The organism is Atribacterota bacterium (assembly GCA_028717805.1).
In the GTDB taxonomy this organism is placed as follows: Bacteria; Atribacterota; Phoenicimicrobiia; order Phoenicimicrobiales; family Stramentimicrobiaceae; genus Stramentimicrobium.
In genome coordinates this window covers 1-24260 of record JAQUNC010000024.1, presented here as the reverse complement: position 1 = coordinate 24260, position 24260 = coordinate 1, and the positions used below count along the sequence as shown (strand labels likewise).

The 24260-nt window shown below is 33.2% G+C and carries 22 protein-coding genes; all 22 read right to left on the bottom strand.

Going from position 1 to position 24260, the window contains the following annotated elements; genetic code table 11:
* Window positions 1-30: 30 nt before the first annotated feature.
* On the bottom strand, window positions 31-330 hold the full coding sequence (locus PHD84_06565) for a hypothetical protein (protein ID MDD5637461.1): 300 nt from the start codon (window positions 328-330) through the stop codon (window positions 31-33).
* Window positions 331-1656, bottom strand: a complete 1326-nt coding sequence (locus PHD84_06560) for an SLC13 family permease (GenBank protein ID MDD5637460.1) — start codon at window positions 1654-1656, stop codon at window positions 331-333.
* A 68-nt stretch (window positions 1657-1724) separates the two neighbouring features.
* Window positions 1725-2012, bottom strand: coding sequence for a hypothetical protein (locus PHD84_06555; protein ID MDD5637459.1), 288 nt, complete (start codon window positions 2010-2012; stop codon window positions 1725-1727).
* A 24-nt stretch (window positions 2013-2036) separates the two neighbouring features.
* Entirely contained in the window at window positions 2037-3299 is a 1263-nt protein-coding gene (gene sat, locus PHD84_06550) for a sulfate adenylyltransferase (GenBank protein MDD5637458.1), read from the bottom strand.
* Between the two features lie 302 nt (window positions 3300-3601).
* Complete coding sequence (locus PHD84_06545) at window positions 3602-4366, bottom strand: ABC transporter ATP-binding protein (protein MDD5637457.1); 765 nt, start codon at window positions 4364-4366, stop codon at window positions 3602-3604.
* A complete protein-coding gene (locus PHD84_06540; GenBank protein MDD5637456.1) occupies window positions 4366-5187 on the bottom strand; it encodes an ABC transporter permease in 822 nt (273 codons plus the stop codon). Before PHD84_06540 ends, PHD84_06545 begins: the two co-directional genes overlap by 1 nt.
* Before the next feature lie 4 nt (window positions 5188-5191).
* Window positions 5192-5980, bottom strand: coding sequence for an ABC transporter permease (locus PHD84_06535; GenBank protein ID MDD5637455.1), 789 nt, complete (start codon window positions 5978-5980; stop codon window positions 5192-5194).
* Window positions 5981-6074: 94 nt separating this feature from the next.
* Entirely contained in the window at window positions 6075-7172 is a 1098-nt protein-coding gene (locus tag PHD84_06530) for a nitrate ABC transporter substrate-binding protein (protein ID MDD5637454.1), read from the bottom strand.
* Window positions 7173-7376: 204 nt separating this feature from the next.
* The gene (locus PHD84_06525; protein MDD5637453.1) at window positions 7377-8132 is read right to left on the bottom strand and encodes an ABC transporter ATP-binding protein; all 756 of its coding nucleotides are present in this window, start codon (window positions 8130-8132) and stop codon (window positions 7377-7379) included.
* 207 nt (window positions 8133-8339) lie between these two features.
* Window positions 8340-9701 carry a 4-aminobutyrate--2-oxoglutarate transaminase gene (gene gabT / locus PHD84_06520; GenBank protein MDD5637452.1) on the bottom strand — a complete coding sequence of 454 codons (1362 nt, stop codon included), beginning with the start codon at window positions 9699-9701 and terminating at the stop codon, window positions 8340-8342.
* Between the two features lie 306 nt (window positions 9702-10007).
* Window positions 10008-11531, bottom strand: coding sequence for a tripartite tricarboxylate transporter permease (locus PHD84_06515; protein MDD5637451.1), 1524 nt, complete (start codon window positions 11529-11531; stop codon window positions 10008-10010).
* Between the two features lie 152 nt (window positions 11532-11683).
* Entirely contained in the window at window positions 11684-12850 is a 1167-nt protein-coding gene (locus PHD84_06510; protein ID MDD5637450.1) for an iron-containing alcohol dehydrogenase, read from the bottom strand.
* Window positions 12851-13723: 873 nt separating this feature from the next.
* On the bottom strand, window positions 13724-14698 hold the full coding sequence (locus PHD84_06505) for a tripartite tricarboxylate transporter substrate binding protein (protein MDD5637449.1): 975 nt from the start codon (window positions 14696-14698) through the stop codon (window positions 13724-13726).
* A 105-nt stretch (window positions 14699-14803) separates the two neighbouring features.
* On the bottom strand, window positions 14804-16066 hold the full coding sequence (locus PHD84_06500) for a sulfatase (protein ID MDD5637448.1): 1263 nt from the start codon (window positions 16064-16066) through the stop codon (window positions 14804-14806).
* A gap of 79 nt (window positions 16067-16145) precedes the next feature.
* The gene (locus tag PHD84_06495; GenBank protein MDD5637447.1) at window positions 16146-16973 is read right to left on the bottom strand and encodes a phosphoadenosine phosphosulfate reductase family protein; all 828 of its coding nucleotides are present in this window, start codon (window positions 16971-16973) and stop codon (window positions 16146-16148) included.
* Between the two features lie 24 nt (window positions 16974-16997).
* Window positions 16998-18209, bottom strand: a complete 1212-nt coding sequence (locus tag PHD84_06490; GenBank protein MDD5637446.1) for a sulfatase — start codon at window positions 18207-18209, stop codon at window positions 16998-17000.
* A 53-nt stretch (window positions 18210-18262) separates the two neighbouring features.
* Complete coding sequence (locus tag PHD84_06485) at window positions 18263-18997, bottom strand: GntR family transcriptional regulator (protein MDD5637445.1); 735 nt, start codon at window positions 18995-18997, stop codon at window positions 18263-18265.
* A gap of 747 nt (window positions 18998-19744) precedes the next feature.
* Window positions 19745-20449 (bottom strand): hypothetical protein, encoded by a 705-nt coding sequence (locus tag PHD84_06480; GenBank protein MDD5637444.1) that lies wholly within the window; start codon window positions 20447-20449, stop codon window positions 19745-19747.
* A 24-nt stretch (window positions 20450-20473) separates the two neighbouring features.
* Window positions 20474-22366 carry an ASKHA domain-containing protein gene (locus PHD84_06475; GenBank protein ID MDD5637443.1) on the bottom strand — a complete coding sequence of 631 codons (1893 nt, stop codon included), beginning with the start codon at window positions 22364-22366 and terminating at the stop codon, window positions 20474-20476.
* A 166-nt stretch (window positions 22367-22532) separates the two neighbouring features.
* Entirely contained in the window at window positions 22533-22664 is a 132-nt protein-coding gene (locus tag PHD84_06470) for a hypothetical protein (protein MDD5637442.1), read from the bottom strand.
* Window positions 22661-22930 carry a hypothetical protein gene (locus PHD84_06465; protein MDD5637441.1) on the bottom strand — a complete coding sequence of 90 codons (270 nt, stop codon included), beginning with the start codon at window positions 22928-22930 and terminating at the stop codon, window positions 22661-22663. The genes PHD84_06470 and PHD84_06465 overlap by 4 nt, the downstream gene beginning before the upstream one ends.
* A gap of 153 nt (window positions 22931-23083) precedes the next feature.
* A complete protein-coding gene (locus PHD84_06460; protein MDD5637440.1) occupies window positions 23084-24004 on the bottom strand; it encodes a homocysteine S-methyltransferase family protein in 921 nt (306 codons plus the stop codon).
* Between the last annotated feature and the right edge of the window lie 256 nt (window positions 24005-24260).

Genomic DNA, 24260 nt, shown 5'->3' with positions numbered 1-24260 from the left:
ATGCCAATAATTTTTAAGGTTTATAAAAAATTACGGAATGACTATTCCATTCCTGGTTGCTTCAAGAACAGCTTTTGCTGATTCAGTAATATCAGGGGGAAAACCAACAATTCTAAATATAATAAGGAAACCAACTACCCATAATATTAGCATACAAATAATCCATAACACAAATCCATATCTTAAGAAATCCAAAGGGTGAATTATTCTTCTATCCGTGCCAGGGTATGCGCTAAGCGCATAAATAATTGCGTTATTTGGAGTTCCTACAATAAGAAAATTAGCAAAAAAAGTATCAAAGGCAGTAGCAGGTCCAACAGCCCATGGCATTCATGCACCACCAGAGTGTAATCCCATAGGAACAGTAATCGGGCCAAGAAGAGAAGTTGTGGCAGCATCACTCATAAAATTAGTCATGACTCCTGAAAAAAAGCTTGCTCCAACTAGCAAAGGCAATTCCCCATTGATTCCTAAGGACTGGACACTGTTTAAAAAGAATCTTGCTAACCAAAGTGCGGCTCCACTATTTTGTAATAATGCTCCCATGGTCAAAGCACCACAATACATAAACCAGGCGTTCCAGGAAATGTTGGATAAGATTTTTTTCCAATCCACAATTCTAAAAATGACAGGAATCATTAGGGCAAGTAGTGCCGGGCCGCCTAATCCAAGGGTATCGCTTTTGGTTATCCATAAAAAGAGAATAACAAACATCATTAATAGTATTAATAGTTCACTTATCTTCATCGATCCCATTTGTATATTTTCTTTTTTTATATCTTCAAATCCTGGGGTTAAATCTTTTATACTTGTTTTACGAAAGACGAAAAGTAAATAAAGAACCACTGCTATAGCTAGTATTGGAACTAGAGGCATGCCATAAGCCATCCATTGAGTGAAACTCATGGAAACATTGTAATTATCAAAAAATCCCATCATAATTGCATTTCGTCCTCCAGCCGCCGGTGAACCTACTCCACCAACATTTAAGCTGAAACAAAGGGTAAAAAGGAGCAGCTTAGCCAAATTGGGATCTTCTTCTATCTGGCTACCTTTATCCTTTGCTCCTTTTAAAGCACCTACATATATTGCCACCATAATAGGAGTCATAAAAGCAGCTATAGCATGAGCAGACACAAATGCACCTAAGAGGGACATAGAAATAGCTATAATAAAAAGAGGAAAAATAAATCCTTTTACCCACCCTAAAATCCAACTGGCTAAACGTTTATGCAAACCAACTTCAGTGACCACTACACCTAAAGCCAATACGCCTAAAAGAAAGAGAGGAGCATCCCCACAGAAGGTTTTACCTATCTCGGCTTTAGGAAGTAGGTAAAAGAAATAAGCAAGAAAGGGCATCAAAATGCCGACTAATCCGATTGGTATAGCTTCGGTACAAAAAAAGATGGTAGCCATAGGAATAATTCCCAGAATTAATTTTGCCTTCCAGGCAGCTTGAGTGACGCTATCAGCAACACCTGTTTTAATCATATTGTCACTAAAGCCATATTCGTGAACAACTTCTATTAAACTCTCTGGTGTAGGAATTACAAAAGCAATAAATATAAAAACTAAGAATCCAGTAATTAACCAAAACAGATTACTATCTATTGAAATACCTTTTTTAAAAATATTGATATTTTTTTCTTTCATTTATGAAAAATTCACCTCTTCTGGCAATAATTGCCGCTTTTACTTAAGAATAATTAAAATAATTTATTTTATTTTAGATATTTCTCAAAAATATCCAGTTTTTTCTCTTTAACTACCATATTGAATATTTCATTCTTTATTTCTGCCGGCAGTAATTCAATACTTTTAGTTGTTGATTGATCATACTTTGCTGATGGATATTTTTTTAACAAGATATCCTTCTCTTCTTCATTACAATATACCTTTAATACTTTCATTCCGGCCAATACTTCTTCCGTCATGTTTTCTAAACCAGCCTGACATAGTTTTTGGTATCTCTGTTCGTTAATCCATATGTTAATTGGTATTTTATTCATCATCATATCCTTTCTTTTCTGAGATTATGAATTTATGGAAAATAGTCTGAAGACGGGTTGGCGCTGCTTTAGATATTTCTCGTTACAGAAGGGGGAACCAAATCCGTATTTCTCAGCAGATTCCAACATTACTTGAAATACTTCTGGTCTCATCAATAAATTAGTAGGTTGAACCTTATCTTGAATAATGCTACGAATCATTGTCCCACTAAAATTCTGTCGTTCTCTGGTATGTCCACAGAGTCCTGAATAAGTCACTTCCTGGCAAATAGGACAATACCACCACTCCAGTACGCGTATGGGTTTGATATTTAAACTTCCCTCGGGTATCTTATCAAAGATGCGGTGTGCATCGTAAGGATCATAATAGGAACCTACACCAGCATGGTCTCTCCCAAACATATGGTGAGTACATCCTAAATTAGATCTGATAATAGCATGCAATAATGCCTCTTTGGGTCCGGCATAACGCATATCCCATAAGACAAAGGAGACCATATGTATTTCTTGATTAAAATAATTTGAATCATTCAATTGCTGCTGACCTAAAAGAATTGCCTCATCAATATAATCACCCATGCGTTTAGGTCCAATGATACAACTAACCAAAATGCCGGTTTTTAGTCTTTCAACAGCAAGATTAGCATTTGTTGAAAACCAGGCTCCTTTCATTAGCCACTCATGACCGGTATGGGGAACATTCCGTGTTTGATGAGCAACAATACGTTCCCAGTCCTTCTCTTGAAAGATTTTACGTAATTGAAGAGGAGTATACCAAAACCGATCAAAAGGTGGTTGAAATATTGGCTCATTAACTAATTTAATCGGACCAGCAAGATAATAGTCACTCCATTCATCAAACATCTTCACACCCGGGTGTTTCTCTTCGGTTGTACCTAATACTGCTTGGGCAATTTTTTGCTTATCGTATTGATAGATCTCTTCAATATCTAACAAAGCCAAAGGCTGGTTTTGAAAACTTAAAATAATCTGGTCTCCTATTTTTAAGTTATTTTTATTGATAGTATCTCTATCCATATCCAATAAAATCGGTATCGGCCAGAGAGTTCCATCTATTAACTTCATTTTCTGGCAGACACTGTTTAGAGTGTTAGAATTCATAAAACCTTCTAATGGAGAAAAGAATCCATAAGCTAAATCAATGCACTCCCTGGCTACTCTTTGTGAAATTGGAATATGTTTTAACTTCTTTACTATTTTTTTTGCAGTATTAGATTCTAGTATTAACTCCTTAATAGGCTTGTTGCCATGTCCGGTAAAATTCATAAAATAACCTCCCTGTTTCTGATTAACATAACTCATCAAAATCTTTAAATGAATAGAAGCATCTCTAATTTAAACAATTAAGACCTAATTTTCTTATACTGTTACTTATTAACATCATATCGGCAGTAACCGTAGCTTATATAATCTCCTTAATACTGAAATAATATATTTCTTTTTTCAGTAAAAAATGTTCCTTTCTTAATCAGTATTACATTTCTTTTTTCTCTTTTTATCAGACATGCTGACCAGAAAGAAGGACTGATTGGAATGAAAAAACTTATATAATACTTCAAAACTGATTCTTAAAGAACCAGCTCCATACTATTCTTTATTTTTTCTCTTAATTCAATAAATGAAATATCTGTAAATTCCCTAGGTCTGGGTAAATTAATATTATAAATTTTATCCATTCTACCTGGTAGTTTACCCTCGATACAAATAATCCTATCAGCAAGAAATACAGCTTCATCCACATTATTAGTAACAAAACAAACAGTCTTTTTTTCTTTATTCCACATTCGAATGATCTCTTTTTCCATAAACATACGAGTCTGGGCATCCAGCTGCCCAAAGGGTTCGTCCATTAACATTATATTTGCTCCATTGGCATAAGAACGAGCTATGCCTACACGTTGCTTCATTCCTCCGCTTAACTGATTAGGATAGTAATTTTCAAAACCTTCCAATCCTACTAATTTGATATAATAATCTGCAATCTCCTGTCTTTTCTTTTTAGATACACCCGTAAGTTTTGGACCCATTTCTATATTACCCCTCACGGTTTTCCAGGGAAAAAGCATATATTTTTGAAAAATAAAACCAATTTGTGGATTTGGTCCAATAACTTTCTTACCATTTACATATACATCACCCGAAGTTGGCCTTTCAAAACCAGCAATTAATCTAAAAAGAGTTGTTTTGCCCGATTGACCTGGTCCTAGAATTACTACAAATTCATTACTTTTAGCTGTTATATTTATATTTTCTAAAACCTTAATTTCATTCTTCTTACCTATGTTGTAATTTTTACTTACACTTATACACTCTATAACATTTGAATCTTCCACTATTCTATTTCCTGCTGCATCCAAGGACAAACCCACCTTTCCAAATATTTTAATCCGATAGATAATAAAAATGAGACTAACGCAATAACTAACATTCCTACGATAATCTGGGCAACATTCCCAACATTCATGCCCATGACAATAATAAATCCAATTCCCTCTCGGGCTCCTACAAGTTCTGCCGCCAATACACAGGTCCATCCTATACTGAGAGAAATCTGTATACCAGCAAATATAGCAGGAAATGATCCCGGAAAAGTTACTTGTAGATGTTCTTGCCAATAATCAGCACCAAGTATACGAATGGCATCATATAATTCTGGTTCGACAAGGCGAATTCCATTATAAGAATTTACGACAATCGGAACAAAAGAGCCAATAAATATAATAAACACTTTTGAAGTTTCTCCAATACCAAACCAAAGGATAGCCAGAGATATCCAGGCAATAGGTGGCATTGGTTTAAATAGATCAAAAATAGGTTTCATAATAGCTCTTGCATAGCGATTAAAACCCATCAAAACACCAATGGGGATTCCAAACAATACAGATATTGTAAAAGCTACAAAAACTCTTTTTAAACTCACTAATAAATGTTCTACTAAAGTTTTCCCTGCTAATGGATTTTTTAATATATATAAGAATCTATTAAATACCTCAATGGGTCTTGGCAAATAACTACCAGCGATCCCTCTAACAACAATAAAATCCCATATTAATATAAAACTTATGATTGAGATAATACTGAGTATATTCCTATTTTGAAAAATGCTTATTATATTATGATATGGTTTTAAAGCCTGGGAATTCATCCTATCCATTAAATTACCTCCTCAAACCCGATACCAAACGTTTTTCGATTCTATCTACAATATAGCCAATAATAAAACCAGTTACTCCTAACATCAGCATTCCCAAAATGACAAGTTTGGGTAATAAAAGCCTTCGTCCCATGGTAATTAAATATCCCAGTCCAACATCGGATGCTAACAACTCTGCTGCTACAAGACATGTCCAGCAGATGGCTAAAGCTACCTGCAAAGCACCAAATATCATGGGCAATGCTGATGGGATACATATGGTTTTAAATATTTGCCATTTAGAAGCACCGTATGTTTTAGCCATTTGTATTAAGGTGGGATTAGACATTAAAACCCCTGTGTAGGCATTGATTACAGCAGGCACCAGTCCTCCAATAAAAATAATATACACTTTGCCAGTCATTCCAATACCAAACCAAAATATTGCTAAAGGAATCCAGGCAACTGGAGGAATAGGTCTGACTAATTCAAAAATAGGTCTAACCAAACCATCAATGACTGCATACCATCCCATTAAAAGTCCAAGAGGAATACCAATTAGAAGTGCTAAAAGATAACCAAGCATTATTGCCTGAAGACTTGCCAAGATATGAGCACCTAAAGTAGCTCCATCTGGATTAACATTAGTTAGTTTATCAAAAAATAGTTTAATTACAGATATCGGTGAATCCAACATGGTATGAGGTACAATTCCCGAGCTGACAATAAACTGCCACGTTAAAATCAATATTAAAATACTGAAAAATGATACCCAGAATAAATTACCTTCCTTAGCTTTTTCTCTGTTATTCACATCTACCACCCTTTTATTTTTAATACTTATGAATGTTTGGCAAAGATACAATCATTCTTTGCCAAACATTCATATCACTCAATTATGCAAACCGCTAATTAATGATCCCTCTCTTTTTAGCAACTAATTTCATAAATTTATCGGTATAACCAAAACGGAGTTCTTCTAATTTATCTCTATCTTCCTTGGTAAACCTGCCTTTTTCATAAAAGAAATCAGCAGATTCTTTGGTCCATTTCTCAAAGTTACCATTCTCAAGATTCTCTATATGTTCTTCTATGCTATAGAATATAATATCTTCAAAATCACCTCTGGCATTATCATCGCTTATTTCCAATGCACTATAATCCATAAGGAATTTTTTATATTCATCTGCTAATGCTGGTCCCTGTCTGACTAAATCTTCTTGTGCTTCAAAGTAAGCATCTAAGAAGTCAACAACGATATCTACATTCTCATCTGCCCATTTCTTGGGGGAAATAATGGCAAGCAAACTTTTTGCCCCGGTATCTGCACCGTTAGCAACTTCTTTCCATCCTTTTGCTTTCCCTATGTAGCTATAAGGTGAGAAGAATCCAACCAAATCACCTTCTCCTCTCTCAAAGGCAGCAACCGCTTGAGGTTGTTCAAGATTCAATACCTTAAGGTCGCTTTCTGATAAACCAATATCATCCAGGTATCTTGCCAGGGTATAATGAGAAGTGGAAATAGTTGTAGCTAGAGCAGTCATCCCCTTCACCGTTTCCGGATCACCATACAGATTTGGATATTCTGGATTATATCCTTTGGTTTTAAAAATGGGGCTATCAGGTCTAGCTAAGACAGACATAGAGCCACTTTCATCATGTGCTACAGCAATAATATATACATCCATCCTTAAGACTGCAAAAAGTGCTGGAACAATTCCTACCGGTCCAATAACCCATTCATTGGCAGGTATCGCTTCAATCTGGGGCATACCTGAATCGAAATACATCATCTCTATCTCCAGATTATTTTTCTCCATAATACCGTTCTTGATTGCCCAGAATGTATTAAAAGAATCAAAGCAGGGTTGGTGACTTACGGTAATTTTTCTTAATGCCTGGCTTTCAGCACTAGCAATAAAACAAAAAGAAAAAAGAACTAAGATAATACAAAGCATTAATAATGATAGGTTTGATTTACTATATCTACTGCAATCTGTTTTCATTTTAATTTCCTCCTTAATTTTTTTTATCTTATTTTAATATTTATATTCTTCGTTAATTTTTCCCCAAAACATAGTTAGTATAATATTTAGTACCACTTATTCTTTCCATCCAGAATACAGTTCAAATATCAGGTTATTCCAACCTCCTTTCCTTAATAGTATTTTTGATTCTGTTTCTGATAGAAAGACTTTAAAAACCGAGATCTACCACCACTTAATTAATTGAGTTATTTCCCTTACAATTTTAATAAATTCTGGATCTAAAAAATTACGAGGTCTTGGTAAGTTCACCTTAATTTCTGTTTTAACTGTAGTCGGTTTGTTGCTCAATACTAAAGTACGTTCACCTAGATATACTGCTTCTTCTATATTATGCGTTACAAAAATAACTGTATTTCTATATTTTTGCCAAATTTTAATTAACTCATCTTCTAAATAATAACGAAGTTTTACATCCAACTGACCATAGGGCTCATCCATCAAAAGAAGGTCTGGATTAACAGCAAATGCTCGAGCTATTGCTACCCTTTGTTCCATACTGGCTGAAATATCACGTGGGTAATGGTTAGTAAGCTCTTTAAGCCCTACCAGCTCCATCAGTTCTGTTGCTTTAGAATCAATCTCTGCTTTGGAAAATCTTTTTTTAATCTCCATCCCGTAGGTAATGTTTTGCTTTACTGTTCGCCAGGGAAGTGAAGAGGACTCCTGAAAAACAAATGCAATATTATGCTTTTTTGGTTGTATATGTTCATTGTCAATGAAAATATTACCATCAGTTGGTTCTAATAAATTTGATAATAGATTAAGAAAAGTGGTTTTGCCACAACCGGTAGGACCTACAATACATAATAATTCTCCATTACCAACAGTAAAATTGATATTATCCAGGACTAAAAGTTCACCAAATTTTTTGGTTAAATTTTTTACCTCAATCTTAGTTTTATTTTGAATATCAGACAATCCTTTACCCCCTTATATCTAAAATCAAGAAACCTTTCATTATTTCGTTAAGAATCTATAATAGATTTGTCAATAATTTATTTATTAGCCAGTGTTTGTAATTCTCCTGATTTACACAACTTAACTTTCCGCTAAATATTCTAAAAATTGCCCTTCTCCCTTTTTTATTCTAAGTATATTCATCTCTAAGAAAAGGAACTCTTGGGATTATGTTAAGCTCTTATTTACTTCTGATACAGCTTTTTCAATAATATCTAGTCCCGCATTTAACTGTTCCTCAGTAATTACTAAGGGAACTAGTGTTCTGATTACATTACTATAAATACCTGCAGAAAGTAGTATAAGCCCATTTTCATAAGCTAATTTTTGAATAGCTTTTGTTTCATCTTTTGCAGGCAACTTAGTCTTACGATCTTTGACTAATTCAAAAGCCATCATGGCTCCTCTACCCCTTACATCTCCTATTATCTCATATTTTTCCTTCATGCTTTCCAATCGGGGTTTCATTATCTCTCCTATTTTTTTTGCTTTTCCAGCAAAATCATCTCTTTCCATTACTTCTATTACCTTCAAAGCTGCTACTGATGCTACCGGATTCCCACAAAATGTACCACCAATTTGACCAACCTGAGGTACTTCAATAATATCTGTCCTGGCTGTCAAAGCACTCAGCGGCAAACCTCCAGCAAGAGATTTGGACATGGTAACAATATCAGGAACTATATCCCAATATTCGCTGGCAAACATTTTACCGGTTCTGCAAAAACCGGTTTGAATTTCATCGGCAATAAATAGAATATCGTGTTTTTCACAAATTCTCTTGATCTTGGTAAAAAATTCATCAGGGGGTAAGGTAAAACCTCCCTCTCCCTGGATTGGTTCAGCAATGACTGCTGCAACATTTTCTGCATCAACTACTGAAGCAAATATCTCTTCTAACCTTTCAGCACATCTCAAATTACATGTTTCTCTTCTTAAACCATAGGCACATCGATAACAATTGGCAAAAGGTATTTTATGCACTCCCGGTGCAAAGGGACCAAAACCAAAAGTATAAGGCCTTGGTTTACTGGTAAGAGTCATGGTCAGAAGAGTCCTTCCATGATAAGCACCTTCAAAACAGATAATATCTGTCTTTTTCGTATATTGTCTGGCAATTTTAATGGCGTTTTCTACAGCTTCAGCACCACAATTGAAGAATGTCGTTTTTTTGGGAAATTTACCTGGCGTAATCTCACATAATTTCTTTGCTAAATGCACGTAGGGTTCATTAAATACTACACTAAAACTGGTATGAAAATATTTCTCTGATTGTTCCTTCACTGCTTCTACAACTTCAGGATGACTGTATCCTATATTTAACACACTAATGCCAGCAGCAAAATCAATTAATACATTTCCATCAATATCTTCAATTACAGCTCCTTCTCCTCTATTGATAAATGTCGGAACTGTATGAAAAACGCCTTTTGGTACATATAGATCTTCCATCCGTAGAAGTTTTTGCGATTTTGGACCGGGAATACCTGTTTTAATGATTGGTTTCGGAACATTTCTTATACTGTCCATATCTTCAAAATTACCTCCTAAGTGTTATTTGTAAACATAGTAAAGATTTAAAAATAAATTATACTACCTATAAAAAAATCCAATCACCTCCTTAGAAGAATGTAAATCCCTAGAAGTGTTATAAAAAAATGGTACGAATTAATCTATACAATATTTTCAGTGATATCTTTCTATTTCTATATAAATACTTTTACCTTTTGCTTGATCACCTTGAAAATTGATAATTATTTTGATTTTTCATATTATTAAAAATCTTCTATTTTACCTTATCTTTGATAAATATAATTATTTTTATTTACTATAAACTTATTTCTTTTTTAAGGAATACAGTAGAGAAAAAAGAGATATTAAATAGAAAAAAATAGCAATTGGACTTCTAATAAATACCCCTGGATTATTGTGTGAAATAATTAATGCTAATCTTACGTTTTCTTCTAGAATTGGACCAAGGATAAAAGCTATTAAGAAGGCAGATAAATCAAGATTAAAAATCTTCATTAAATATCCTAATACGCCAAAAAAAATGACAATTTTCATATCAAATACACTAAATGCAATTCCATACGAACCTATAAAACACAAAATTATTATAATTGGAAGAAGAAAATTCTTCTTTATTTTTGCTATAAATAACTTTGCTGCATGTATAAATGGAACACCAATTACTAGTCCACCAAGGGGATCTGTCCAAAGCATTAAAAAAAATAATCCATAAAGAGTACTTGGGTGAGTAATCATTAGCATTGGGCCAGGCATCATACCATGAATCATAAAAGCACCTAACAAAACTGCTGCTGTTACACTACCAGGGATACCCAGAGTTACTAATGGTATTAGACTAGAAGCGCAAACTGCATTGTTACCTGCTTCAGGAGCTGCTACACCAATAATTTCACCTTTACCAAAATTTTCTGGGTGTTTAGAAGTCCTTTTAGCTTCACCATAGGAAAGAAACGCAGCAGTAGGTGCCCCTAATCCTGGAAGAGCTCCAACAAAAGTACCAATAATAGAAGACTTTAGTATATCTTTAAAACAATATCTAATATCTCTGAACCTAGTTTTCCAATTTATTTTTTCTTTTAAATATAACGAAAAGGTTAAATCGATAGAACCCCATTTATCTTTTCTCACTAGACTATATCTTTTAATTAATATCTCACTTTGAATTAAAACCTCAGATAATGCTAAGAAACCTATTAAGACTGGAACCAATCCTAATCCTCTATCTAAGTCTAAAATACCGAAACAATATCGTCTGGTAGTTGTCATAATATCTAAGCCAATCATCGCAAAAAACAAACCTAAACCTGCTGATATCAAACCTTTCACTACTTCAATCAAACTATTTCCTAAAGTAGCTGCAATAATTGTTAAGGAGAAAAGTATTAAGCTAGCTATTTCGACTGGTCCAAAAGACAATGCAATCTTGGCTATTGGCATCGTTGTCAAAAGAGTAATAATATTGCTTATTGTTCCACCAATAATAGAAGCAATCAAAGCCATTTCTAACGCTCTAAGCACTTCTCCTCTCTCTGCTAATGGATGACCATCAAGCGATGTAGCAGCAGCTTCTGGTGTTCCTGGAGTGTTTATTAAAATTGCAGAAATAGAACCTCCATAAGTTGCGCCTTTATAACATCCCATTAAAGCGGCTATTGAAAGAAGCCCTGGTAACTTATAAGTTAAAGGAAGCATGATTGCTATGGCCATTACACCTGTAAGTCCAGGTAATGCACCAACAAAAATTCCAACAAGATAACCAAATAAAATCCCAAACATATTTAGAGGTTGTATAGAAAGCAAAAATCCTTTTATAATTTCTGACAACATTAATGGCCTCCGAAATTTATTAACTTATTATTGATCTGATATTGATATAAAACTATATTTTTTATCACATTGATATATTTAAATAAACCAAAACAAATGATAAAAAATGCTTTATAAAAATACAAAAAATAAATATTATTTAATTTTTATACTTACTCAGAGCTTATTGCATCTAAAAGTATTTGTTTAAAATCATTGATTTGTGTATCTCTGGGATTAACTGAGGCATTTCTGCTTCTTTTTGCAATTTCACTGATTTCTTCAATGTGCTCTTTTTTGAGACCCACTTCATCTAAATATTTTGGAATACCCAAATCTATCATTAAATCATTAACAGCTTTTATTGATTTATTCGCTGCTTCCAAAATAGTTATATCATTGATATTCTCTCCTAATGAAACAGCAATATTTTTAAATTTTTCAGGATTACTAATTAAGTTAAATTTCATAACATGTGGAAGTAAAATTGAATTTATAACTCCATGTGGAGCGTCGTAATAACCTCCAATTGGATGGGATAAAGCATGAACATTTCCTAAAAAGGTATGGGAAAAAGAAATACCAGCTAGATTGCTTGCAGTCAACATTGCTTGGGCTGCAATTTCATTACTTCTATTGGCAACAAAAATTCTTATATATTTTCCTATTAGCTCAATAGCCTTTAATGAAATGGAATCTGTTAAATATGTTGATTTTAGACTAGTGTAAGACTCAATAGCATGACATAATGCATCTAAACCTGTAGCGGCTGCTAAGTTAGCACTTAAGCTTTTCAATACACTTGGATCTAAAATAGCTAAAATTGGCAATCCTCTAATACTAAATATCGACATTTTATTCTTCCTTATACTGTCCGTTATAACTGCTGAAGGCGTTGATTCACTTCCTGTTCCAGCAGTTGTTGGAACAGCTATAATGGGAAGAGGATTATTTTCATATTTATCTAAACCTTCATATTTTTCTATAGAAGCATCGTTTGTTAAAACAATTGCAATAGCTTTTGCAGCATCTATACAACTCCCTCCACCAATACCTAATAAACAATCTATGTTATCTTTTTGAGCTAATTTTTTCCCGATATTAACTGTGTTGATATCAGGATTAGATTTTACTTCACTGAAAATAGTGTATTTAATATTGTTTTCTTTTAATGATTGTTCAACATCAGGAATTAAACCAGATTTTGCTATTCCTTTATCAGTTACTATCATAATCTTATTAAAGTCATAACTTTTTAAAATAATTCCAATTTTGTTAATTACTCTCCATTTGTTAATTATTCTTTGTGGGAAATTAAAGTAATATTCAATGTCATCCACTAGTTAATCCTCCTCTAATAGCAATATTAATTATATTTTCAATGCATAAAATATACTTACCATCCAAAAATAATCTGCTCAATTATTCCTCCTGGCAAGTTTGATTTTAATAAGATTCTAAAAATATAAGAAATAAATGTTGGAAATAAAATTGAAATTATTAATACTCTGAAATAGTCTCTTAAACCATATACCATCATAGCTATTAATATAAATAAAAATGAAATTAGTATAAACCCAAACGATTCAATAAAACATACATAAAATATCATCATCAATAATATAATAAAATTTTTAAAAATATATTGTTTATTTGAAAAAGAAATATTTATATAATTTGAATCGGGGCTTATCCTTTTTTTAAAAGAAAGAAAAGTATAAACTAACACAAAAATAAACAAAAAAGTAATAACCATATAAGGATAGTTTGCTGAGGATCCATGTCTTATAACCTGAGTAGGTATTAGATAAAAATAATTTACCAAACAAAACATCACTAGTAATATTGAAATTAAAATATCTTTATTGATTCTCAATCATTACCTCCTTAATTTACTCCTAGCATTGCTTTAACATCTTGATGTATTTTAGAGATATATCAATTAGTAAATATCTATGTATTCAATATAAATACTGCTTTATTATTATTTTTAATAATTTAACTATCTACTTCAAACTATTTATATAATATTTGATTTTATTGATTATATTTGTATTAAATTCCATAAGTATTAATACCCGATAGTTCTATGATAATTCCTAACTCCTTTAACCATAACAAGTAATTTGTTAGATTAAAGAAATGATTAGGAGTTAGGAATTATCAATATAAAACCTTATATTATATGATCTTTTAGAAAACAATTTATGGTTTTACTGATCCTTTAACATTCCTAGTTCTTTTAATACTCCACCCCAAAATGTACCATATTCTAATAAAAGTTCTTTGTACTCTTCACCGTTTTTAAAATCTAATCTTACCTGCCAAACATTTTTAGCCATTTCCTGTACTTCATCTTGATTTACAGCAAATTCAATAGCACTTTCAAGTTTCTGCCTGATATTTTCCGGAGTATTCTTAGGAAGTATCATGCCAATACAAGAAAATTGGAAAAATCCATAACCTTTTTCTTCTAGCGTAGAGATATCTGGTACAAAATCTAATCTGCGCTTACTTCCCACAACCAAAGCTTTCAACTGCCCTGCGAGAGTTGGTGAAAGCATTGGAATAGTTGCAGTTTCAGCACAATCAACATGTCCTCCTAAAACTGCAGCAACTGCCTCTGAATCTCCTTTAAAAGGAACTGCATTCCAACTTATATTTTCTTTCATACCAATATATGCCATGGTTAAATGATTAGTTGAGCCAATTCCCGGAACACCATAGGTAACCATATTAGGATGATCTTTAGCATATTGGATAAAGCTTTCCCAATTTTCTTTCCATGGCTCATCTGGTCTAACAACAACAGCATATTCATAAGGCATTGGGGAACCAACATACTCAAAATCATCAGGCGTGTAAGGCAAATCTCTCATTTGATAATGGATGTTAATGGTAGGCATATTACACCATCCAAAGGTATATCCATCCGGCTTAGATGCAGCAACATGTGCAACAGCAACTGTACCATTAGCACCAGCTTCGTTTGTTAAAACTAGCGGTTGCCCTAAATAATCTTCCATAAATGGAGCCATACCTCTTACAATTACATCCATAGTGCCTCCTGCTGAGAGAGAAATAACTCCTTGAATAGGTTTAGAGGGATATTCTTGTGCTAATGAGCTGAAAATCAAAAAAAACGAAAAAAAGATCAATAATATTGAAATAATATAGAATTTTCTCATTACTAACTGAACCTCCAATGAATTTTTAATATTTCAAACAAAATACAAAAAAGTATTTATTACTATAAAATCACCTTCTTTATCAGTTAATTTAAATTTATTAATCTATTCTATATACCCCAGTCCACGTAAACGCTGATTAATAGCTTCTTTTTCTTCCTGGCTAAATCCTTTTTGACTAACTACCTTAGTAAATAGAAAGGAATTTAGCCTTTTTCTAATCTTGATCAATTTTTCTTGATCTATTTCCTCTTTAATATTTTTTAGTTCACCAGGATCATTCTTCAAATCAAAATATGCCTCTTCGCCCAGGGTTAGATTCCGCATGAATTTATATTCGGGAGTACGAAGAGAGTGGATGGCACCTAATCCTCTGGGTTCAAAGAGATCTTCAGAGTACACTTCATCACGATTCTGGTCATTTTGAAGCAAAGGCAACCAGGATTGTCCATCAAAATCATAGGTTTGAGAAGAGATTCCAATATGTTCCAATAGAGTAGGAACTAAATCAATAGACCTAACCATTCCATTAATAACCTTACCGGCAGGAAAACCAGGTCCTTTGATGATCATAGCAACATGCAAATCATGGTCATACATTGTGGTATGTTGGGGATAACGAGTCCCCTTCTTCCTCCAGGGAATATCTTTTACTGGATGTTCCCCTAAATTAGTTCCATGATCACTCATCACAACAATGGTAGTTTCATCATAGATATTTAATTCCTTTAATGTGCTGATTAATCGACGAATCAGTTTTTCATCAGCCATCTTTATCTTGGCATCATAATAATCAAATTCTGATGATTCCTCCTGGCTTATTAATCCTCTCTTAACTAAAGAGACGCCGGAGCCTTCATGTGTTTCATAAAGATGTCCCCACATGAAAAATTTCTTTTGAAAATTTTTCTTCAGCCATTTAAAAAATTCTTCCACCCAATAGTTGCCTTCATAAAATATCTCATCTACTCCAGAATTGGGATATATAATTTCCAGCCAACTGGTTTCTTTGGAAGTTTCATTGAAAAAGTCAAATCCCTGAGCAAATCCATGTTGCCTGGATAGTAATCCATTCCCCACCAAACCAGCAGTTTGATAACCATCTTCCTTTAAGATAGTGGCAATTGTAGGATCAGATAAATGAGAATAGGCATCTCTTACACCATGTTTATTAGGATATTTACCAGTTATCACCGAGCCCATGGCAATAGGTGTGAAATCTGCTGAGGAAAAACATTGGTTGAACCTTACCCCTTCACGCGCCATCTGATCAATGGCCGGGGTTACAATTTTCTGATAACCATAACAGCTTAGATGATCCGGGCGAACTTCATCTAAGCTAATAATAATGATGTTTTGTTCTTTCATGATTCATTCCTTTCTGAATTCTTAACAAAGAGAAATATAACTACTCCAAACTGTAATACAGGGAATATATCCCTCTCATTTACATATAGCCCAACTTTCTCAACCTTTCCATGGCTTTCTCTTTATCCTGTCTTCTCCCTGCTCGCTCAGGAACATTTTCTAAGTCTTGTTCCCAAGCAGGAACGCCAATATCACCAGGATTGGAACTGCTTCTGGCTCCTAAGGAACGATAGCCTATCTTGTAGAGAGAGCAATAGGGAAGATTGTGCAGGTGGGTATTATCCCAGATATCTCTTTCAGTAAAATGTAGAATGGGAGAAACACGGGTATGCTCGGGCATGAGATAACCTCCTTCTTTGTGCGTGAAATATTCATCTTCTTTTCGGGCTACCTGTTCATCACGTCGTAAAGCCATAAAGATAAGTTCTGCACCGCTTTCTTCAATATATTGATTAAGCACTACTGTTTTCATTAAATGATTCCCAGCATAAGACTCTGCTTCAAATACAAAGGAATCTTCAATAAACTCTATTCGCTTTAACTCTTCCTGATTTCTTTTGTTAAGACGTTTTACTTGAACTGTGTTTCCCAGATGACTCAAACAAGCAGATAATACATCAAAATTGCATAACCATTTTAAGTCAATATGCCATACCTTAGAAACACTGACCAAGAAATCGGTAATTTCCGGAAAGGCATCTCCTTCATCGATGGTAATAACCTGGGGTAGAGGAATATTTTCTTCCACACAGACCTGACGTACAATCCATAAATTTGTGGTAGAATCCTTTCCTCCCGTCCAGGTAATGGCACATTTGCGTGGATCATATTTCTCAAATGCTTCCTTGATGACCTGTTTGGATTTTTTGATTAATTCCTGGTTTCTTTCTACTTTTTCTTTATTCATCTCTAACTCCTTTTTTATTTTTTATTAGATTCTTTCCCATCGATTGATTCGAGGAAATAGCTTCTTTTTTAATTCTTCTACTCTTGGATGTGAATTTATTAGATTGTTCTTTTCTTCAGGGTCTTGCACTAAATTATAAAACTCCCAGTTTTCACCTCTCTGATAATAAATAATCTTTAGATCATCTTCTCTATAATAATAGACAGGCAGATCTTCAGGTTTTTCATGATTACCTGTTTTGGCAATAGCCTCCCCAAAAACTCCTCGTTCAGGATAATTATGAACAGGCAACAAAGAATTTCCTTCAAATTTATCTTCTGGTGAAAGTCCGAAGAGATGTAATATAGTAGGTGCTATATCAAGATTGCTCACCAAATTAGGACATATCTCTTTCTCTTTTCTGTCAAAATCGATCATTATCAGAGGAGAGTCTATTAATTCAGAATACATTTTCCCATCATGGGAAAGACCATTATGTTCAGCAAATTCATCTCCATGATCGGTGGTAATAAAAATAATACTATTTTCTAACATCTGATTTTGTTTGAGTATATGAAAGAACTCTTTCGCATATTCATCGGTTTCTCGAACACCTGCCCGATAAAGGTTATGGAGAATTTTAACTTTCTTCGAATCAGAGATATCACGCTTCAACAGGGTATTTGTAAATAATTCAAACATCTCTTGCTCTGTTAAGGCAATGGAAGGATCAACTAATTCTAAAAACTGTTTTTTAGATATATAAGGCTCATGAACATCCATATAGTGGATCCACAAGAAAAATGGTTTTTTATTGGTAGAGCATGCATAGCGCTCTAACCATTCTTTTACTTTCTGGTTAACCTTATCTCCGGTTATATAGGGAATCATATCACTGACTTCATCTTGCATTGAATCATAAAAGAGATCCCATCCTCGATTCCAACCAAAATAATCACTTAGATAGGGATTTGAATGAAATGCGGCTGTTTCAATGTCACTTTTCTTTAGTGCTTCAGATATTAATAATCTACGGGGAGATAATTTTTTAGATTTTCCATATTCAAGATAATAAGAAGAGGTTAGTATTCCAGGGAATGATGATTGAGTGTAAGGACCTGAAGAATGAAATCTGGTAAAAATCAGAGCATGATCGGATAAAGAATCAAGAAATGGAGTTAAATTACTATCTTTATTGTAAACCCCTAAGGAATCTTTTCTTAAAGTATCAATAGTGAACAGGATTACATTTTTCATAGGCACCTAGCCTCCTATTAAGCTTTCTTATAGAGTGGTATAATGCTAATAACTTATGGTAATATAACGGTATAGCTACATTTGTCAGTCCGAATAATACTCTGACGATATTCAAAAACAACATTATTGTCTGTTCTGGCAATACGGTTCACTACTAATGCATAGGCTCCCTCCTGTAATTTTAATCTGTCTGAAATTTTTTGATTGATTTTTTTTATGGTAAAAGACTCCTGAACTTCTGAAATACTAAGATTATACTTACGCATAAAGACTTCATAAGGAGCCATGGTAGCAAGATACTTTGGTTTAAGATTGGGGAATAATCCTTTCAATAAAAAGAATTCTTCTAAAGAAATTGGAATATCATCTAAAAACAATATGCCTTTAATGTGATAGATTAATTGTTCGTTCTTTAGATTCATGATTTCTTTTATCTTATAATTAGGTCTAATAACATTTTTGGAAATAATTTTTCTCTTTATTCCGATATCATGATTTTTTCCTTTAAAGCCTACACAATAAAAACTACTTACCGGATTAACATATTTTGGCCTAGAATCAGATACAAAAGTGCCCAGTCCTTGCTTTCTAAACAAATAACCTTCTTGAATTAAGCAATTAATGGCTTGTCTTACTGTGCCACGGCTTATCTGAAAATCCATACATAGCTTTAATTCAGATGGAATGGCATCATTAATTTTCCATTCACCATTTTTAATTTTAGCTTTAATTAACTCTGCCAATTGGAAGTACAAAGGTATTGGTGAATTCTTATCTAAATTATTCATTATTACTCTTCTTAGATATAGTAATATTCAAAATGTTGTACTTGTCTATACGTCTATACGTCTATAACCATAGTAAATGGATAAAGATAATTTGTCAATACTCCTTTAGGTATTATTGATAAATTTCAGGTAATAAAATTAAAATATTAAAAATTAGCTTTTTTATGAGCTTAGAGCTATAAAAGACACCACTAAAAATATAATCTATAAACTAAAGATAGGATTTTTAAATTGTGATGTGATGTGATTAGGTAAATAAAAAATTTATTATAATCAGAATAGATTACTAATCGAGCATTATCTGGTAAAAAAGAGGAAAAATATTTGCTTAAACAAGTCAGTATAATTTACTTCTTTTATGAAAGAAAATCCTATTTTAGGTAAGTCTCTATCCATGGAGTCTTCTGAGTACCTTGGAAAAGTTGTTCTTAAGTGTTATATATTGAATAAAATACTCTTTATAGGATATGGAAATAGCTAAAATTGTTGCTATGATAATGGATATATGAAAAATGAACCGCCAAAAATACACAAGATATGCTTAAAATGGATATGATTATCAGCAATATATTTATCTGGCAAATTAAAAAATAAGAAACATAATCGCTAAATAATAAGGCATTAATGATTTATTAGAATTTCCAGACGATAAATCCGTTAGACTTATCAACTATAAAAAGTAATGTAAAATAAACAATAATCAGTTAATTATATCTGTTTAATTCAAATAATATGGAGTAAAGCAGGCTAGCATTTTTTTCGAAAAGAACAATTAAGTAGAAGACAATATTCACAAGAAAATTCATCTCGGTAGGAATGAACCAGATTATGACCCATACCACGAATCCAGGAAAGAGATTTAGCTGGTTGCATCATGCAGGAAGAATTTAAAGTAACACCAATTCTTTCCGGTTGAAGAATTGTAAAAACTTGTTTTTGTTCCTGAATGTCCCAATCATTGGAGCCTGGTTCAAAATAACGAGAAAGCTGGAAACCTTTCTGCTTGTTTTTTTCTTCAATAAAGTGATTCAACCATTGGCCTACTGTTTTCACGGCTACTGTCCCCACCGCATCCAGTACCATTGCACTGAGATGCTGATTTTGTTTAAATTTCTCTTTAACGCACTGTTCAATTTTTATTCCAATGGTAGCAACGGAAAAAAGAAGATATTCTGCGTTTTGAAAGAGATTTATTATCTTTTTATTTACTGAAAATTGGTAATCCTGCTCAGTGAATATAATTCCATCTGGTGAAATAGAAATGATAACAAGAAAACGATAAATAGCCTTACTCTCTATTAAGTGATAAGCACGTTCAATTTCTTCCTTGATTACTTCTTCTATATCCGAATGGATATTATGGCTTAAACCTTGCTGATAACCCAGGTATCTATATACTTCTTCTTTAGCAATCTTTATCGGAATTTTTTTTATAATCTTTTTTTCTTTCATAGTAATTTTCTTCTAAAAATATTTTTAGATAAAGTGGTTAAAAAACATTGACTCGGCAAATATTTTTAAAAAATCAGCTTGAGCAGAAAGCTCAATATATTGTACTTTTTGAGAAAGATACTCAGCTATAGTTCTCATCTCCTCAGATAACAATAATTTTACTGCTCCCTCTCCAGCGGCATTACCTATGGAACGTATTTTTCCAGAAAGAATATTAGGTATGAGACCAATTGACAGTGCACTATTGGTATCAAGAACATTTCCAAAAGCTCCCGCTAACAATATTTCATCTATATCGACTGTCTCAAGCTGAGCTTGTTTCAAAAGGATGCGAATACCCGCTGATACTGCCCCTTTTGCCAGTTGGACTTCTCTAATGTCTTTCTGTGTTAAATAAATAGGTTTACCGGTAGCTGATTCTTCAGCTGGAACAAGCAAGAATTTATTAGCGCTCTCCTCTCTTTTAATTCTTCTTTTAATCTGCTGAGAAATGTCTTTAGTGCATTCTTTTTGATTAATTAAGCGACCATCGAACTTAATTAACTGTAATCTTAATAAACCAGCAATTAAGTCAATTATTCCTGATCCACACAATCCGACAGCTTGAGTTTGCCCTATCACATGATATTCTACTTTTTGTCGGGTAATTATTACCCTATCTATTGCTCCACTGGTTGCTCTCATTCCCGAACTGATTCTAGCTCCTTCAAAGGCAGGTCCAGCAGCCGCTGAACAAGCCCATGTTTTACCTCCGCTATTCAATACAATTTCCCCATTGGTTCCCAGATCAACCATTAAGGTATTACCAATTTTTTGCCATATAAAAATATCTATCAAATCAGCAATGATATCACCACCAATGTAAGCTGAAACATTTGGCGTACTATATACTTTAGCATAAGGTATGAGGCACAAATCGGGTAAATCCTTACTGTCTCGAATAATGCTATCGATCATAACAGTAATATAAGGTGATAAGGCCAGATTCTCTACCGGCAAAGACCATAAGAAATGATGCATAGAAGTATTACCAACCAGAACTGCAAAATAAATATGGGAAAGATTAATTCCGGCTTTTTCTGATAAGGATATAATCATTTGGTTTAAGGAGGAAATTAATTCCTGCTGCATTTTCTTTCTATTCTTAGTATCTTTCCTGGCAAAATCAATTCGAGAAATAACATCATCACCGTATTCAAATTGAGGATTGGCACATGCTTCAGCAGTAATCTCTCTAAAAGTAGCTAAATCTACCAGATATCCGGCAATCGTAGTGGTGCCAATATCAAAAGCCACTCCATACAGCTCTTTACTGGTATCCCCAGCTTCAATAGCGATAACCTTATTCTTAAAAAGAACAAGGGTGATACAGTAATCATTATCCCTGAGTAGCTGTGAAATATTGCTTAGAATATCAGTTGGTATTTCCCAACTTTGACTATAGGTTGTATTTACTTTATTTAGCTCATCTTTTATTCTGTTCCAATAGGAACGCTGATCTGATAAAGTAGGTTTATTAAGTCTCAAAAAAACTTTTTTTATTGAAACAATGGATTTAATCTCATGGCTGAATAAACGAGATTTTGCTTTATTTCTAATCTTAATCTTAGAATCATCTTCCTTTATTAATAGAGATGGTGGAATAATAATGGTACTATTTTGGTACAGGTAACACTGACAGGCCAAACGAAATCCTTTTTTTATTTCTTCTTCTGAAATCCATTTCTGCTCATTAGAATTAAGCAAATCACTATCAAGACCTTCAGAAGATACTATAACCTTGCACTTACCGCAGCTTCCTTTGCCACCACAGGGAGTGGTAATATTTATTCCGGCTTGTTTCAGAACATCCAATAAGAGCGTGCCTTCTGGTACATTTAATTTCTTTTGTGCGGGATTTATGATGATTTTAATCATAGTTTAAATTATATATCAAAATATATTGTTTTAGAAAATAATAATTATGTTTTTAATCTTCATTAAGATTGGCTTATACTTATTACTTTCTTCCCCGGTTCATTGATATTAAAAGCTAATACTACTCCTATAATTAATGGGATAATCACAAAATATTTAACAGGAATCAACTACCTTTGCTGATAATCATACCAATTAATGGCGGTCCAATCATTTGTCCTATTAACAATATCATTGAAGAATCTTGGGCTATGCTACCAAATAGTGAGCCAACTATAGTAAATCCTAATGCAATCAATCCACTTTTTTTGAACCCCAGCTATTTAAAAGTGAGGCTACTGGTATAGCCAAAATGACTCCTGCTATCATAAAGGAAGACATGAATAATCCACCAGTTGTAGTATCTGTATCCAAATCCTTAATCAGAAGATTCATCAGCGGTGGTACTTTCATCATGCTTATGGTAACTGTTATGCTCGCCAAATACACACTCACTAAAACTAACCATGCTCTGATATTATTAACTTGCTTAATACTAACTTTATTCTTATGATTGTAATTCATATTAGATCTTGATTTATTGATTCATAAAGTAAGTATTTATATTTACATATTACCTTTAATTATAATATTTAAGATAAAAATTACCGTTTTACTACTTTATTTAATCTTACTTTTTAAAATTTCTTATACACTTGAAAAGATTTTTTAATATTTTTATAAAGAATTTTTAACCTTTTGAGCTATGGCTCTAATATGTTCTGGGGTTGTCCCACAACAACCTCCAATAATATTTACTCTTAGCTTAATAAATTTTTCAGCATATTCTGACATCTCATGGGGAGTAGCTGGATAAATAACTTTATTATTTTCCATATAGGGAACCCCTGCATTTGGTTCAACCAATAAAGGTGCATCAGTTATTGTTCTCATTCGTGATACCACCTGGTAAAGAACATCTGGTCCGCTGCCACAATTGGCTCCTACTCCATCTGTCCCTTCCTGAAATAATACCTCAATTGACTTTTCTGGAGTTATTCCATATATAGTTTTTAAGCTTTCATCAAAACTCATAGAAGCAAATACCGGTAAACTAGTGTTTTCCTTTACAACCTTGAGGGCTATTTTAATTTCGTCAAGATTATAAAAAGTTTCCAGTACTATAAGGTCTACTCCAGAAGATGCCAATACCTTAATTTGCTCTTGGTAAGTTGCATAAACTTCTTCATTTTTTACTGGTCCATATGGTTCTAATATTTCACCAGTTGGACCTACTGAACCTGCAATAAAAAGAGGTGCAGGATGAACTTTACTATAATTATCTATTGCCTTCCTGGCTATTTTCACAGCCTGTTGATTAAATTCTTGTAATTTATCTTTATGGCCAAATTTCTGCAATTTTAACCCATTTCCTCCAAAAGAATTAGTGAGTATAATATCTGCACCTGCTTCCAGATAGAAAGTATGTATTTTTTTTACTATATCAGGATGAGTAATATTCCACATTTCTGGACATTCCCCTGCTGTTAAACCATATTCCTGGAGCATAGTACCCATCGCTCCATCGATAACCATAATTCTTTGACTAAGTAATTCCAAAAAGTCATTCCTTGCCACTATTTTCTTTTCATCTACCACATCAGATACCTCCTAAAATTATTCTGATTTGAGTTAAACATTTTACCTTAATAATATAATAACATTATTTTTACCTTTTAATAAGATTGTTAATGAGTGTGTGCTATATTTTCTGTAAAAGTGAAAAAGGTTAATTAAAATAATAGCTTGAAATGGGCCATCAAGAACCTCCATAATAAATAGATGATACTCTAAAAAAATTAAGGAGGATAATGCAAGATGACCCAATCAAATACTAATTCAATTATGTCTATTT